General features: G+C 74.3%; 10 protein-coding genes. 7 read left to right on the top strand and 3 right to left on the bottom strand.

Annotated features, from left to right (window positions below):
• Both RZ50_RS28900 and RZ50_RS05435 read left to right on the top strand, forming a co-directional pair.
• On the top strand, positions 1-1074 hold a 1074-nt coding region (locus RZ50_RS28900), incomplete at its 5' end, for an SUKH-4 family immunity protein (protein ID WP_374199875.1).
• A gap of 266 nt (positions 1075-1340) precedes the next feature.
• Complete coding sequence (locus RZ50_RS05435) at positions 1341-2732, top strand: hypothetical protein (protein WP_196947990.1); 1392 nt, start codon at positions 1341-1343, stop codon at positions 2730-2732.
• 66 nt (positions 2733-2798) lie between these two features.
• On the opposite strand, the gene RZ50_RS05430 is transcribed toward RZ50_RS05435, so the two are convergent.
• Positions 2799-3470, bottom strand: coding sequence for a hypothetical protein (locus RZ50_RS05430; protein ID WP_196947991.1), 672 nt, complete (start codon positions 3468-3470; stop codon positions 2799-2801).
• 513 nt (positions 3471-3983) lie between these two features.
• Between RZ50_RS05430 and RZ50_RS29825 the strand changes: the two genes are divergently transcribed.
• Positions 3984-4250, top strand: a complete 267-nt coding sequence (locus RZ50_RS29825; RefSeq protein ID WP_196947992.1) for a beta/gamma crystallin domain-containing protein — start codon at positions 3984-3986, stop codon at positions 4248-4250.
• A gap of 693 nt (positions 4251-4943) precedes the next feature.
• Positions 4944-8573, top strand: a complete 3630-nt coding sequence (gene mfd, locus RZ50_RS05420) for a transcription-repair coupling factor (RefSeq protein ID WP_196947993.1) — start codon at positions 4944-4946, stop codon at positions 8571-8573.
• A 151-nt stretch (positions 8574-8724) separates the two neighbouring features.
• On the opposite strand, the gene RZ50_RS05415 is transcribed toward mfd, so the two are convergent.
• Positions 8725-9345, bottom strand: a complete 621-nt coding sequence (locus RZ50_RS05415; protein ID WP_196947994.1) for a DUF4352 domain-containing protein — start codon at positions 9343-9345, stop codon at positions 8725-8727.
• Between the two features lie 205 nt (positions 9346-9550).
• Here RZ50_RS05415 and RZ50_RS05410 point away from each other — a divergent pair, with 205 nt between their 5' ends.
• Positions 9551-11689, top strand: coding sequence for an N-6 DNA methylase (locus tag RZ50_RS05410; RefSeq protein WP_308271442.1), 2139 nt, complete (start codon positions 9551-9553; stop codon positions 11687-11689).
• 186 nt (positions 11690-11875) lie between these two features.
• On the opposite strand, the gene RZ50_RS05405 is transcribed toward RZ50_RS05410, so the two are convergent.
• The gene (locus tag RZ50_RS05405; protein ID WP_196947995.1) at positions 11876-12679 is read right to left on the bottom strand and encodes a hypothetical protein; all 804 of its coding nucleotides are present in this window, start codon (positions 12677-12679) and stop codon (positions 11876-11878) included.
• A gap of 268 nt (positions 12680-12947) precedes the next feature.
• Here RZ50_RS05405 and RZ50_RS05400 point away from each other — a divergent pair, with 268 nt between their 5' ends.
• Together RZ50_RS05400 and RZ50_RS05395 are read left to right on the top strand one after the other, a co-directional pair.
• A complete protein-coding gene (locus tag RZ50_RS05400; protein WP_196947996.1) occupies positions 12948-13571 on the top strand; it encodes a hypothetical protein in 624 nt (207 codons plus the stop codon).
• Positions 13568-15205, top strand: a complete 1638-nt coding sequence (locus RZ50_RS05395; RefSeq protein WP_308271439.1) for a serine/threonine-protein kinase — start codon at positions 13568-13570, stop codon at positions 15203-15205. Before RZ50_RS05400 ends, RZ50_RS05395 begins: the two co-directional genes overlap by 4 nt.
• The last annotated feature ends 725 nt before the right edge of the window (positions 15206-15930 follow it).

Raw genomic sequence — 15930 nt, 5'->3', positions numbered from 1 at the left:
CCCGCGGCCGGGTACGGCTACCCGACTCCGGGTGCCGCGCCCGGGGTCGTCCCCCCGGCGCCGGTCACCGGGCAGCCGCAGGCCGCGCCTGTGCCGCCCGGCGTGCCCGCGGTCGGCCCGGGCTACTTCGCCGCGCTCAGCTACCGGGGCCCGGACGGCTCGGAGCAGAAGCTGCTGCACCGCAGCGAGCCCGGCACTCCGCACCCGGAGTGGAAGATCCTCCAGGACCTGCGCCGGCTGAACGTGCCGCCGGAGCAGGTGCTGGAGCTGTACACCGAGCTGGAGTCCTGCGATCTGCCCGGCGGCTACTGCCACCGCATGATCGCGGCCTCCTGGCCGAACGTGCGGCTCACGCACACCGCCCCGTACGGCCGCGACCACGCCTCCCGGCAGGCCGGGATGGCCGAGCTGCTCGACCACCTGGACGAGCTGCACCAGCTGGCCTCCGGCGCCCAGCGGGTCCGCCCGTTCCGGGCGCCGCTGCCCGCGCCGGGGACGGTCCAGCCGCTGCCCCCGCTGCCGCCGCAGCAGCTCGCCCAGGAGCTCGGTCAGGCCTTCGGGCCGAACCTGTTCCGCTACGAGCAGCGCGCGGTCTCCCGCCAGGGCGTGCCCGAGCCGGTGTCGCAGACGCTGATGTGGGCCGGGCTGCCGCGCGACTTCGGGCCGTTCTTCTGGGCCCAGGCGCAGGAGGGCCGGCCGATCCCGACCCTCGCGGAGCTGGCCGCCGAGCGCGGCCTGCCCGCGGCCCCGGACTTCGGCGGCTACCTGGTGCTCGGCAACGACTACGGCCGCCAGCTGTGCGTCCAGTACGGCACCGCGCACGTGGTCGCGGTGGACGTCGACGGAACCGGCCAGCCACCGCGCTTCGTCAACAGCGGTGTACCGGAGTTCGTTCGCGCGATGGCCCTGCTGGGCCGGATGTGGCGGCTGCGGTACGGGCTGACGCCCGAGCAGGCCGGTCGCTGGACGTCCGACTTCCAGGTGCAGCTCGCCGCGATCGACCCGGCGGCCCTGCAGAACGCCGACACTTGGTGGGCTGTGCTGTTGGAGCAGTTCTGGGACGGTCTGCTGTAGCGGACCGTCGCGGATCCTCGCAGGTGGGGAGGGGTCGTTCGGGTGTCCGGAACGACCCCTCCGGCGTGCCGTGACGGTGGCGCCTCGTTGGGGTTTCGTCCGGATCTGCGCAAAATAGGTCAAGAGGATAGGTCTACTCGTCCGGTCCTCGACGTTTTCCGGTCCGTACGACGGCGGAATCCGGCCCCGGGCTCCGAACCGGTTCCGGATCCGTCCGTTCCGTCCGATCATGGGCTCCGCAGCCCGCGAAACGAGGGGAAGAGCCCATGAGCGATGCCGTCCCCCAGCACGGCTTCACCCAGGCCCGGCGCGGCTACGCGCCCGAGCAGGTCGACCGCGCACTCGCGGCCCTGACCGCGCAGCGCGACGACGCGTGGGAGCGGCTGAGCGTCCTCGGCGCCGGCATGCGGCAGATGGAGGCCAGGCTGGCCGACATCCGCCGCGCCGCCGAGGAGGCTCCCGAGCCGGACTACGAGGTGCTGAGCGAGCAGGCCGCCGGTCTGGCCACGATGGCGCAGAACGAGGCGCGCGCCGTCCGGGAGAAGGCCGAGCGCTTCGCCGAGGACCTGCGCGACGAGGTCTACGAGGCCGGGCAGGCGCTCGACAGGGCTGCCAAGGAGTACGGCACCACCACCCGCACGGAGGCCGACGCGTCCGCCCGCCGCACCGACGAGCGCACCCGCGCCGAGGCCGAGGGCATCCGTGCCGAGGCCGACCGGGAGAGCCGCACCGCCCGGGACGCCGCCACCTCCTACGCCGCCAAGGTCCGGGTGGCCGCCGCCGAGGCGAGCGAGCAGGCCGAGGCCGAACTGGCCGCCAAGCGCCGCAAGGCCGACGAGAACTTCGCCGCGCTTGAGGCCAAGGCCGACGCCGAGGACACCGAGGTCTCCGCGACCGCCGCACGCCGGGTCAAGGAGGCCGAGCAGCAGCGGGAGACCGTGCTGAACCAGATCAAGCAGCTGGAGACCGACGCCCAGGCCAAGGCCGACCAGCTGATCGAGCAGGCCCGCCGGGAGGCCGAGAAGATCAACGCGGCGACCGAGCGCGAGCAGCGCGAGTTCGACACCCGGCTGGACACGGTGCAGCAGCACCTGGACCACATCAAGGCCACGCTGGCCTCGCTCACCGGGGCGGCGGTCGGGCAGCTGGAACCCGAGCAGGCCGCTGCCGCGGCCGCTGCCGCCGTCTCCGCCGCCACCGGGTCCGCCGCCGGATCCGCTGCCGGGTCCGCTGCCGGGTCCGCTGCCGACGCGGCTCCGGCGGACGCGGCTCCGGCGGACGCGGTGCCGGTGGACTCGGAGGCGGACACCGGCGAGATCCCGCTGCCGAACCTGCGGAAGGTTCCGGCCCGGGAGAAGGCGACGGCGGTGCTGCGGCAGCCGGTGGTCGGCGGCTCCAGCGCCTCCGGTGCCGGCGGTGCCGCCACCAAGGCGCAGGGGAGCGGCGAGCCGGTGGCGACCGGCCCGGTCGCCCCGGCCGCGGCGCCGCCGAAGCCGGCCGCGTCGCCGGAGCGGGCGACCGGGCGGGACGGCGCGAAGGGCGGAAGCGGCGCCGAGGAGCAGCCCGCGGACGAGACCCGGATCATTCCGAAGATCGTCATCGTGGACGACGGCAGCGGTTACGCGACCCCCAACACCGTGACCTACCGCCGGCGCTAGGCCCTGTCCGGCCTAGCCGGTGCGGGCCCCGGCTCGTGGCCCCGCCGGGCTCGGCCGCCGGCCGCGCTAGCTCGTGGCCCCGCTCCCGATCAGCCGGGTGAGCCTGGCGTCCTGGGCCCTGACCGCCTCCTGCTGGGCGGTCAGGGCCTGCGCGTTGCGGTCGATCAGCTGGCGCTGGTAGCCGGCCAGCACGGCGAACCAGAGGCCCGCCAGGTTGGACGTGGCGGTGCAGTCGGCGTCGGCGCGGGCGGCGGCCAACTCGGCCGGGGTGGCCTCGGGCGTGGTCTGGTACTTCCGCGCCAGCTCGTCCGGGGTGGCGGCCTCGAACCCGGCGGCCGTCATGCAGACGGTCCACGCCCTGGTGGCCGCCACCACCCGGGCGTCCTTGGCCGCGGCCTTCATCGACTCGTCGAACAGCCGGCCGACCAGTTCGGCGCCCGCCGCGGGCGGTGAGCCGAGCTGCTCGGCGGCCTGCCGGTCGCAGTCCACCCGGGCGTTGTCGTACGCCTCGCCGGCGCCGACCGGGGCGGCGTCCGGGCGGGGTGCCGTCCGCTTCGGCGGGTGGAAGCCCAGGGTGGCCGCGGCCTCGGCTCCGAGGTACCCCCAGGGGCCGGCCGGCAGCGCGGTGGCGTTGTCCGGCGGCTGCGCGGCCTGCAGGCCGTCCCCGGTGAATGCGGAGAATCCGGCCCGGTGCATGCAGGAGACGACCAGCATATTCCGTGCCTGAATCTCCTTCACGGAGGTCCGGTCATCGGCCTGATAAGCGGAGAGCGGGAGTCCGGTCATTCCGCCGCGACCGGATTCCGGGGCGGCCGTCGAGGTGATCTCCGGCGGCTTCGGCGCGGATTCGTCGGAAACCTTCCCGGAGTTGTTCGAACAGGCGGTGGCTGAAACCGAGAGGGCGGCCGCCAGGGTGGCGGCGGCGAATCGTCCGAAGTGGGCGGAACGTGGCAAGCGTCTGCTCCGATCCTCAAGCGCGGCAAGCTTGTTCGGACCCTAGCTCATTTCGTCCCGGTGTGTTCCCGGGGTCGCCGCCGAAGCCCGGCTTGGCCGGAAAACAGCTGTCCGGTGCTGCTGCTCCGTGGAAATCTCTGGGGTTCCGACCGTTACCGATGGAGGGGTTACATGATTCGCCGCACTAATCCCCGTACCACCCTTCGGAACAGAAATGGCAGAGTTCGTCGCGCGGGTGCCCTGGCGGTTCTCACCGCGGCCGCGGCCGCGTTGCTGCCGGCCGCCTCGGCAAATGCCGTGAACCGGGTCGACTGCGGAAACCGGGACGATTTCGCGAAGGTGTACAACTACGGCTACAGCGGCCAGTTGTGCTTCGCGAACGACGGCTGGATGGCCGTGCGCGTCTACAACGTGGACCGGATCGACGCGGGCAACAACAAGGTCATCACCTACCTGGGCGGCGGGCTCGGCTCCTGGACCGTCTTCACCTGGGAGCGCTACGACTTCAACGGCAGCCTGGGCCACCAGGTGCTGATGTACGACATCAACCTCTCCCGCTGGTAGTCCGCCCCGCGACGGCCTCCGCCGACCGGACGGGTGCGGACGTCCGGCGGTGCGCGCGGGCCTGAAGCCTCTCGCGGAAGACGAGCGGACAACGCGAGCAGGCCGAGACCCGTGGCGCCCTCCAGGAAAGGGCGCCACGGTTCCCGGCGCTTGGGCGGGCGCCCCCACCCAGGGTCGCCCGGCCTCGCACCTCCGACCCCCATCGGGGGTGCGACAGTGCCCCCACAGCCATCCCCCACGGTTGGGTGCGGCGGGCACATTCACCATGGTGCGCGATCTCCATGGACGGCCAGTGACAGGAGTATGTCCAGTTCGTGGCGGATGGCGGAGCCTGACCTTGACCGTCGTCCGGTTGGTTCGTCCACCCGTCGTCCGGTGTTCCGTCCAGTGGTTCGTCTGCGGTCGTGTCCCTGACATCTTTCTCCCAGGGGCGGCCCCGTCGGGTGGTCCGACGGGGTGGGCCGGCCGGTCGGTTCGGTGGGTCGGTTCGGTCGATTGGTCGGCCGGTCGGGGCGGTCCGTCGGTTCGGCGGCCCCACCGGGCCTCGCCGGGGCCGTACGCCGCGTGCCCGTCCGCGCCGCGGCGTAGGCTGGAGACCCCCGGCCGCTCGGCGTGCCGGGCCGTTCGCGTTGCCCCGGCGGGCCTTCGCCGCCCGGGGGCAGCACCAGCCACGGGACGAAGAAGAGACCCCAGATGAGTCTGACCGGACTGCTCGATGTCGTCGCGCGGGACGCGGCGCTCGCCGAGGCGATCGAGGCGGCCACCACCACCGGAGCCGCCGCCGGCGGCCGCCGCCACCTGGACCTGGTCGGACCGCCCGCCGCCCGGCCGTTCGCCATCGCCGCGCTGGCCCGTGCGCTGGCCGGGCAGGCCGCCGGGGACCGGGGCCGTCCGGTGCTCGCCGTCACCGCGACCGGCCGGGAGGCGGAGGACCTCGCCGCCTCGCTGCGCTCGCTGCTGCCCGCCGACGCCGTCGCCGAGTTCCCGGCCTGGGAGACCCTGCCGCACGAGCGGCTGTCGCCCCGCTCGGACACCGTCGGCCGCCGGCTGGCCGTGCTGCGCCGGATCGTGCACCCGCGGGCGGACGACCCGGCGGCCGGGCCGGTGCAGGTGATCGTGGCCCCCGTCCGCTCGGTGCTCCAGCCACAGGTCAAGGGGCTGGCCGAGCTGGAGCCGGTGGCCGTCCAGCGCGGTGAGTCGCACGATCTGGAGGAGGTGGCCCGCCGGCTCTCCGCGGCCGCCTACGCGCGGGTCGAACTGGTCGAGAAGCGCGGCGAGTTCGCCGTCCGCGGCGGCATCCTGGACGTCTTTCCGCCGACCGAGGAGCACCCGCTGCGGGTGGAGTTCTGGGGCGACGACGTCGAGGAGATCCGCTACTTCAAGGTCGCCGACCAGCGCTCGCTGGAGATCGCCGAGCACGGCCTGTGGGCGCCGCCCTGCCGCGAGCTGCTGCTGACCGACGAGGTGCGCGCCCGGGCCGCCGAACTGTCCGCCGAGCAGCCCGGGTTGGCCGAGATCCTGGACAAGATCGCCGAGGGCATCGCGGTCGAGGGCATGGAGTCGCTGGCGCCGGTGCTGGTGGACGACATGGAGCTGCTGCTCGACGTGCTGCCGCTCGGCTCGGTCGCGGTGGTCTGCGACCCCGAGCGGGTCCGCACCCGGGCCGCCGACCTGGTGGCCACCAGTCAGGAGTTCCTGCACGCCTCCTGGGTCGCGGCCGCGGCGGGCGGGGACCGGCCGATCGACCTGGAGACCATCGACGTCTCCGCCGCCTCGCTGTGGTCGCTCGCCGACGTGCGCGAGCACGCGGCCGAGATCGGGCTGCCCTGGTGGTCCGTCAGTCCCTTCGCGACCAGCGAGTCCGCGGTCGACGGAGGCTCCCGGTTCGAGGCCAACACGCTGACCCTCGGCATGCACGCCGTCGAGGCCTACCGCGGCGACACCGCCCGCGCCATCGCCGACGCCAAGGAGCGGCTGGCCGCCGACTGGCGGGTCGTCATGGTCACCGAGGGGCACGGGCCCGCCTCCCGCCTGGCCGAGGTGCTGGGCAACGAGGGCATCCCGGCCCGGCTGGTCGCCGACCTCGCCGAGGCACCCACCCGCGACGTCGTCTACGTCTCCTGCGGCTCGATCGAACACGGCTTCGTGGACGAGGAGCTGAAGCTCACCGTCGTCACCGAGACCGACCTGTCCGGCCAGAAGTCCTCCACCAAGGACATGCGCCGGATGCCGTCCCGGCGCCGCAACGCGATCGACCCGCTCGCCCTGGCAACCGGCGACTACGTCGTGCACGAGGCGCACGGCGTCGGCCGGTACGTCGAGATGGTGCAGCGCACCGTCCAGGGCGCCACCCGCGAGTACCTGGTGCTGGAGTACGCCCCGGCCAAGCGCGGTCACCCCGGCGACCGGCTGTTCGTGCCGACCGACCAGCTCGACCAGGTCACCAAGTACGTCGGCGGCGAGGCCCCGACGCTGCACCGGCTGGGCGGCGCGGACTGGGCGAAGACCAAGCAGCGGGCCAAGAAGGCGGTCAAGGAGATCGCCGCCGACCTGATCAAGCTGTACTCGGCGCGGATGGCCGCGCCCGGCCACGCCTTCGGGACGGACACCCCGTGGCAGCGCGAGCTTGAGGACGCCTTCCCGTACGCGGAGACGCCGGACCAGCTGACCACCATCGCCGAGGTCAAGTCGGACATGGAGAAGTCCGTCCCGATGGACCGGCTGATCTGCGGCGACGTCGGCTACGGCAAGACCGAGATCGCGGTGCGGGCCGCCTTCAAGGCGGTGCAGGACGGCAAGCAGGTGGCGGTGCTGGTGCCGACCACGCTGCTGGTGCAGCAGCACTTCTCGACCTTCGCCGAGCGCTACGCCAACTTCCCGGTCACGGTGAAGGCGCTGTCCCGCTTCCAGACCGACGGCGAGGCCAAGGCCGTCCTGGAGGGGCTGTTCGAGGGCTCGGTGGACGTGGTCATCGGCACCCACCGGCTGTTCTCCTCCGAGACCAGGTTCAAGGACCTCGGCCTGGTCATCGTGGACGAGGAGCAGCGCTTCGGCGTCGAGCACAAGGAGCAGCTGAAGAAGCTGCGTGCCAACGTGGACGTGCTCACCATGTCCGCGACCCCGATCCCGCGCACCCTGGAGATGGCGGTCACCGGCATCCGGGAGATGTCCACCATCACCACCCCGCCGGAGGAGCGGCACCCGGTGCTGACCTTCGTCGGACCGTACGACGAGAAGCAGATCTCGGCCGCGATCCGGCGTGAACTCCTGCGCGAGGGCCAGGTGTTCTACATCCACAACCGGGTGGAGTCGATCGACAAGGCGGCCGCCCGGCTCAAGGACCTGGTACCCGAGGCGCGGGTCGCCACCGCGCACGGGCAGATGGGGGAGACCCAGCTGGAGAAGGTCGTCGTCGACTTCTGGGAGAAGGAGTTCGACGTCCTGGTGTCGACCACGATCGTGGAGTCCGGCATCGACATCTCCAACGCCAACACCCTGATCGTCGAGCGCGGTGACACCTTCGGCCTCTCCCAGCTGCACCAGCTGCGCGGCCGGGTGGGGCGCGGCCGCGAGCGCGGCTACGCGTACATGCTGTACCCGCCGGAGAAGCCGCTCACCGAGACCGCGCACGAGCGGCTGGCCACCATCGCCCAGCACACCGAGATGGGCGCCGGCATGTACGTCGCGATGAAGGACCTGGAGATCCGCGGCGCGGGCAACCTGCTCGGCGGCGAGCAGTCCGGGCACATCGCGGGGGTCGGCTTCGACCTCTACATGCGGATGGTCGGCGAGGCGGTGGCCGAGTTCCGGGAGTCGCTGGCCGGCGGCGGGGAGCCGGAGGAGGAGCCGCTGGAGGTCAAGATCGAGCTGCCGGTGGATGCGCACGTCCCGCACGACTACGCGCCCGGCGAGCGGCTGCGGCTCCAGGCGTACCGCTCGATCGCGGCGGTCAACTCGGAGGCGGACATCCAGCAGGTCCGGGACGAACTCGTGGACCGCTACGGCAAGTTGCCCGAGCCGGTGGAGAACCTGCTGCTGGTCGCCGCGCTGCGGCTGTACGCCCGGCGGTGCGGGATCTCGGACATCACCCTGCAGGGCTCCAACGTCCGCTTCGGCCCGGTGGAGCTGCGCGAGTCCCAGCAGCTGCGGCTGAACCGGCTCTACCCGCGCAGCCAGGTCAAGGCGGCGGCCCAGCAGCTGCTGGTGCCGCGGCCGAGCACCGGCCGGATCGGCGGCAAGCCGCTGGTCGGGCGGGAACTGCTGGGCTGGTGCAGCGAGTTCCTGTCGGCGATGTTCGACGACCTGGCGGGGGCGAAGAAGTAGCGACCGGCGGTTTGCCGGGTGACGGCGGTCTCGGGCTCTGCCCGGGGCCGCCGTTCTCGTGTGTACGGGTGTGGCGTGCTCACGTGCCGTGTACTCGGGGGCGGTGAGTTCGTGTGTACGGGCGCGGCGGTGACGGCTGTGAACAGGGCTGTCAGCCGATCTTCCACTGACCGACCTGGTTGGCGAAGCCGTTGTCCAGGGCGAACTGGACCTTGTCGAGCTTGGCGTCGTTCGGGACCTCGAAGGTGACGAAGCCCTTGCCCGTGTCGCCGGGGGCGATGTTGGTGGGGGTCTGGAAGGCCGGGCCGGCCTTGGTCTCCGCGAGGCTCGCGCCGTAGGCCTGGCCCTGGGCGTCCACGACCTTGGCGCTGCTGAACGGGGCCTCGCTGTACGCCTGGGCGCCGGTGGCCTTGATCTGGAACTGCACCGCGACGTAACGCTTGCCGTCGGCCGGCTTGAGGTACTCGTTGGCGCTCTCGGCCGGGTCGACCACCTTCACCGCGGTGACGTCGGCGGTGTTGCCCTTGTCCATGCCCTTGAGCGCGATGGTGTCGCCGACCTTGGCGGGGGCCTTGGGGGCGTCGGAGGCCTTGGCCTCGGCGGGCTTGGCGGCACCCGCGGCTCCGGTGGTGGCGGCCGCCGTCTGCTTCGCCTCGGTCGAGACGGAGGCGCCGCCGGTCGAGTTGCAGGCGGTCGCGGTGAGGGTGACCAGCGCGGCGCCCAGCAGCAGGGTGGCGGTGCGGCGGGTGGTGGCGCGGGTGCTCGCGGACATGGGTGTTCTCCCGGTGATCGGTGGTCTTCCTCGGTGTCGCCCCGCTCGGTGGCGACGGAGAGATCACACCACCCGGCCGTGAACCATGTCAATGGCATTTCACGAAAGAGCTCTGTTCACACGTGAACGGAGGTGGTGAGCCGTCTCGCTATGCTGTGTGATCACACCCCCAGTCGGGCCCGCCCGCGCCGCCGAAGGAGCCCCCGTGCCGGACCGCCCCGAAGTGACCGCCGTCGAGATCGCCCGGCTGGCCGGCGTCGGCCGGGCCGCCGTCAGCAACTGGCGCCGCCGCCACCCCGACTTCCCCCGCCCGGTCGGCGGCACCGACGCCAGCCCGGCCTTCGCCCTCGCCGAGGTCGAGTCCTGGCTGCGCGCCCAGGGCAAGATCGCCGAACTCCCGCTGCTGGAACGCGCCTGGCAGCTGGTCGATATCCTGCGCGACCCGGCCGGCCACCCCGCCGCCCCGCTGGTCGAGGCCGGCGCCCTGCTCCTCCTGCTGCACCGCACCCCCGGGCGCTGGACCGAACTCGCCGACCAGCCCGACACCCGGCTCGCCACCGCGCTGCCCCGCGCCGTCGCCGACGCCGCCGTTCACGCCTTCGGCCCGGACGGCCCGCGCGACCTGCGCCTGCCCCGGCTGCTCGGCAGTACCCAGCTGGACCTCGCCCGACTGCTCGCCGCCCTCGCCGCCGAGGCCGGCCCGGCGGCCGCGTACGAGCAACTGCTCACCCGGCACGCCGAGGCCAACACCCGTCAGCTCAGCCCGACCCCGCCGGAGGCCGCCGAACTGCTCGCCGCCGTCGCCGGAGTCCCCGCCACCGTGCTGGACCCGGCCGTCGGCCTCGGCGCCGTCCTGCTCGCCCACCCGCCGACCACCGGCCGCTACGGCCAGGACGCCGACCCGGTCGCCGCCGCCCTCGCCGCGCTCCGGCTCGCCCTGCACACCCCCGCAGGCGAACCCGGCCCGCTCCCGCTCGCCCTGCGTACCGGCGACGCCCTGCGCGCCGACGGCTACCCCGGCGACACCTTCGACGCGGTGCTCTGTCAGCCCCCGTACAACGAACGGGACTGGGGCCACGACGAGTTGCAGTTCGACACCCGCTGGCCCGGCGGGCTGGTCCCGCCGCGCGGCGAGTCCGAACTCGCCTGGGTGCTGCACTGCCTCGCCCACACCCGGCCCGGCGGACTCGCCGCCCTCCTCCTCCCTCCGACGGTCGCCGCCCGCCGGGCCGGCCGCCGCATCCGCGCCGAACTGCTCCGCACTGGCGCCCTGCGCGCCGTCATCGCCCTGCCCGCCGGAGCGGCCCCGCCGTACGGCGTCCCGCTGCACCTGTGGGTGCTCCGCGCCCCCAGGCCGGGCGACGACTTCCGGCAGGTCCTGCTGCTCGACGCCGGGTCGGCCGGATCGACGGCCCCGGAGGGCGGTCGGGACAAGGTTGACTGGCCCGAACTGCGCCGCGTCGTCCTGGAGGCCTGGCGCGGCTTCGACCTCGCCGCCCGCGAGGGCCTGCCCGTCCCGGCCGACCGCCCCGGCGTCCACCGGTCCATGGCCGCCCTCGACCTGTTGGACGACGAGACCGACCTCTCCCCGGCCCGGCACGTCCCGCCCGCCGCCCCGCTCGGCGGTGCGGCCGAACTCGCCCACCTCGGCGCCCGGTTGGCCGAACTCCTGGCCGATCTGGCCGACCCGGCCACGCTGCTGCCGCAACCCGGCGCGGAGTCCGTCGGCCACACCGGCCCGGTCGGCCCGGTCGGGGCGGTCACCGTCGGCGAGCTGATCCGCGGCGGTGCGCTGGAGGTGTTCTCCTCCGGCACCGGCGCCGCCACCCGCCCGGCCGGCGCCGCCCCGGACGGCACTCCCGTGATCACCGACCAGGACCTCGCCACCGGCGCCCCGCCCAGCGCCGTCCTCGCCGCAGCCGCCGGCCCGGCCGGCGACGTCCGCACCCGCCCCGGCGACGTCCTCGTCCCCGCCCTCGGCGGCGGCACGGCCCGCGTCGTTCCCGCAGAAGGCCCCCTGGTCGGCGCCGCCCTCGGCCGCCAACTCCACCTGCTGCGGCCCGACCCCGCCGCCCTCGATCCCGAGTTCCTGGCCGGCCAGTTCCGCTCCACCGCCGGCACCCGCCGTGCGGCCAGCCACGCCACCACCACCGCACGCCTCGACATCCGCCGTGTCGAACTGCCCCGCCTCCCCCTCCCCGCCCAGCAGCGTCTCGGTGCCGCCTTCGCCCGCCTCGCCGCCTTCGACACCACCCTCACCCGCGCCGCCACCCTCGCCCACGCCCTCACCCAGGCCGCTACCGACGCTCTGGCGACGGGCGCGCTGGCTCCGCCGACCGACTGAGGCCGCGGTGGCGGGGCGGGGCGGCCGGGCCCGGACGCTGGTGGCCTCGCCCGGCGGCTGGGCCTGCGCGTTCGGGGGCGCAGGGGGCTCCGCCCGCCCCACCCCCGCCGGCGAGGGCCCTCGCCACGGCTCCTGCCCGGCGTTCGGCGCCGGGCAGGAGCCGCGGCGACCACCCCCTCGGCCCGACTACGGCCGGGTGCAGATGACCTGGGCGGCCAGGGTCTGCGGGAAGTTGTCGGTGTTGGTCGACTGGAGCTGCCAGCCCAAACCGTCAGGCGTGGCGTTCGAGCTGTTGATGAACACGTCCAGTTGCCCGGTGCCGCCGCCACCAGTGGCCACCTGGCCCGCCGGGCAGGTCGCCGTGGCGGTGGCGGTCTCACCCGGCTGAACCGCCGTGCTGGGGCCCGTGACCTGGGTGTGGGGGGTGGTCGAGCACATCGGCGTGACCAGCAGCCCCTCCGGGGCGGTGTCCCTGTTGGTGCCCTCGTCCAGCCAGGTGTCGCCGAGCGCGGCGGAGACGCTGACGAACGTCCGTGTCCCGGTAGCCTCCCAGCCCCCTCCGGTGGCCACCTGGCCCAGGTCGCAGGAGGTCCGGACGTGGTTGATCTCCCCGGGCTGCAGGGTGATCTGGGGGCCGTTGCCGCCGAAGGTCGTCGTGCCGGGCGCGGTGCAGACCACGAAGGCGGCCAGCGTCTGACTGGTGATGCTGCTGGTGTTGACGCCGGTGACGATCCAGTTGTTGTCGCCGTGCGTGGTCGACGCGAGCAGGAACACGCTGTCGCCGCCGCTGCGGCCACCGCCCCCGGTGGGGACCTCGCCCGACGGGCAGGTCACGGAGGCGGTGCCGCTCTGCCCCGGCTGGAGGGTGATCGGCGGGCTGAACTGCTGGTCGTAGGCGGCCTTCGGGGTCGGTGCGTCGGCGACCGCGGTCGTGGCGCCGAGGGCGCACAGCAGGGCGGCGGCCAGGACGGGGAGTCTGGTGCTTCTCAATTCGGTCTCCGGGCCTCGTGACAGGAGGTGGGCACGCCAAACGGATGTCCCGGGCGAACCGTCCACATGCGAGGGACGGCCCGATGCACCGCTGCGGGCGACAGGCGGCACCGTCCATCTGGCGGACCACGACGCGGCCGACGGCCTCCTGACGGCGGTTCGGCACCGGCCGGACCGAAGCCCTCCGGGGCGCCCGGGCCGGGCGGTACGGTGTGCTGGGCCGTCCGGGTGGCGGTCGGCGCCGGTCCCCACCAGCTCAGGAGCACACATGTCAGGGCAGCACCCCGGGCCGTTCGGACCGTCGCCCGGTGGCCCGGCGTACGGCCCGGCATACGGCCCGGGGCCGCTCCCGGCCGCCGGCCCGGCGCCGGTACCGGGCCGGTTCGGGACGCCCGCACGGGTGCTGTGCGCGCTGGCCCCGCTGCTGTCCGCCGGACTGCTCGGCGCGGTGCCGTCGCTGCTGCTGGCGCTCCGGCGCAGGCGGGCGTACGACATCGCGGGCGCCGTGGTGTTCTGCGCGCTGCTGCTGACGCTCTTCGTCTCCGCCGGCATCGCGGGCAGCCTGCACGACCCGACCGCCGACCTCGTCGGTCAGATCACCCTGGGCGTGCTGTGGTTCGCGCCGACCGTGCACTTCCTGGTGATGGACAGCCGCGCGGTCTGGGAGGCCGGCAGGCCCGCGCCGAAGCCCGCCCTTCCGCCGTACGGACGACCGCCCGTCTCGCCGTACGGGCCGACCGTGCCCGGCTACGGCGCCCCGTCCGCGCCTGCGCCCGCCCCTGCCGCTGCTCCCACCCCTGCCCCTGCCCCTTCTCCCGCCCGCGAGACCGCCCACGATCTGCGCGAACTCGGCGAACTGCTGCGCCGTCAGGCCCGCGAGGGCCGGTCGTGACCGCCACCCGTCTGATCGCCGGCCGCTACCGCCTCACCGAGAAGATCGGACACGGAGGCATGGGCCAGGTCTGGGCCGGGCAGGACGAACGCCTGCACCGCCCGGTCGCGGTCAAGCTGCTCCGCCCCGAGCACCTGCTGCCCGGCGGCACCGGCCCCGGCCCCGGCGCGAGCACCGAACGCCGCCGCCACGGTGACGAGTTGCGCCACCGCTTCCTGCGCGAGTGCCGGGTGACGGCCGCGCTGGACCACCCCGGACTGGTCACCGTCTTCGACGCGGGCGAGGACGAGGGCGAGCTGTACCTCGTCATGCAGCGCATTCCCGGTGTCAGCCTCGCCGACCTCATCGCCGAGGACGCGCCCTTCCCGGTCGAGCGCGCGGTGGCCGTCGCCGCCCAGCTCTGCGCGGCGCTGGCCGCCGTCCACGCCATCCCGGTGGTCCACCGCGACCTCAAGCCGAGCAACGTCATGGTCCGCCAGGACGGCCGCACCGTCCTGCTCGACCTCGGCATCGCCACCGCCCTCGACACCGAGACCACCCGGCTCACCCTCACCGGCGTGCCGATCGGCAGCCCCGCCTACATGGCCCCCGAGCAGGCCCTCGCCGCCACCACCGACCCGCGCAGCGACCTGTACTCGCTGGGCTGCCTGCTGCACGAGATGCTCGCCGGCGAGGAGCCGTTCCGGGCGCCCACCGCCCTCGGCGTCCTGCGCCGCCACGTCGACGAACCGCCCGTCCCACTGCGCGAGTTGCGGCCCGAGGTGCCACAGCCGCTGGAACGTCTGGTCCTCGACCTCCTCGCCAAGCAGCCCGCCGACCGCCCCGCCGACGCCCAGGCGGTGTACGGGCGGCTGCTCCCGCTGCTGCCCCCGGCCGAGGGCGCGCCGCAGCCCCGCTACGCGCCCCTGCCCGATCCGGTGCGCCCCTTCCGGTACCCGCACCAGCCGCAGCCGTCCGCCGTGGTCGTCGCCCGGCCGGAGCCCCGCCCCTTCCTCCTGCCTCCGGTTCCCCTGATCGCCCCGGCCCCGCCGGTTCCTCCGGCGCCTCCCGCGGCCCCCTCTGCCCCTGACCTGGGTGCCGAGTGCGCGCGCCTGTCCGACCTGGTCGACGCCGGACGTCACCCCGAGGTCCTCGCCCTCGCCGCCCGGCTGCTGCCCCGCGCGGAGGCCGAACTCGGCGAGAGCGCACCCCTCGCCCGCACCGTCCGCACCATCTACGCCCGCACCCTGCTCCACGAGGGCCACCCCCAGCAGGCCCTCCCCGAGTACCGCCGCCTCGCCGCCACCGCCGAGGGCGGCCCGCACGGGCCCGAGGGCCTCGACCACCGCTACCGCGCCGCCATCTGCCTCGACCGCCTGGGCCACGGCGCCGAGGCCCTCGCCGAGTACCGGGCCCTGCTCTCCGCCCACACCGCCCGCCTCGAATCCGGCCTCGACACCGACCCCGAGCGCACCTACGACCTCCGCGAACGCATCGGCCTCCACCTCGCCGCCACCGGCGACCCCCAGAACGCCTGGCACTGGCTGCTCCAACTCCTCCTCGAACGCGAACGCCGCGACGGCCCCCACCACCCCGCCGTCCGCCGCCTCCGCCAGTCCCTCACCACCCTCCACCCCCACCACCCCACCCGCTGACCAGCCCGGTCGACGGCTACCCCGAGGCCTCGGCCAGCCGCGCCTCCCGCCGCACCGACTCCGCTTCGGCGGGGCCCTTGCCCGCTGCGTCCGGACCGGTAGTGCCTGGGGCCACCTGGCCTGTCCGTCGCGAACTCGGCCGGCGTGCCCGTTGCCACCTACCACCCTCACCGCCCTGCCCCCTTGCCTGTTGATTCGGCCCTTGCCCGCTGCTTCGGGGCCGGTAGTGCCTGGGGCCGCCTGGCCTGTCCGTCGCGAACTCGGCCGGCGTGTCCGTTGCCACCTCCCGCCTTCGCCGCCCCCTGGCGAGCCCCTCACCCCCCCCGGGGCGGACGCAGGAAGTCGGCCAGTCCGAGTTCCTGCGCGGTTGGTTCCGGCTCGGTTCGGCGGGATGAGCGGCCGTCGCTCCGATGCGGGGCCGACTTCTGGTGCGGTCCTCAATGGCGGTCTGTGAGTGGAAGCTCGGGGGAGTAGGAAGTCGGCTCGGCCGACTTCTGACGCACGTCGATCGCGCGTGGAGGCGGCCCTTCGCTGCGCGAGGTGCCTGTTGCTGGTGCGGGATGGTGGTTGAGCCGCCGGGGGTCGGGGGCCGGGCGTTGGCTGTGGGGAGTGGGAAGTCGGTGGGCTCGACTTTTGGTGCAGGCCGACAGGCCGGATCGCCTGCGGAGGCGGCCCTTCGCTGCCCGAGGCCTGCTGCTGGCGTGGTGTCCGGAGCAGGAAGTCGG

The organism is Kitasatospora sp. SUK 42 (genome assembly GCF_015776785.2).
Classification (GTDB): Bacteria; Actinomycetota; Actinomycetes; order Streptomycetales; family Streptomycetaceae; genus Kitasatospora.
Note: the sequence above shows the minus strand (reverse complement) of the source record. Positions and strands in the feature narration are given on the sequence as shown.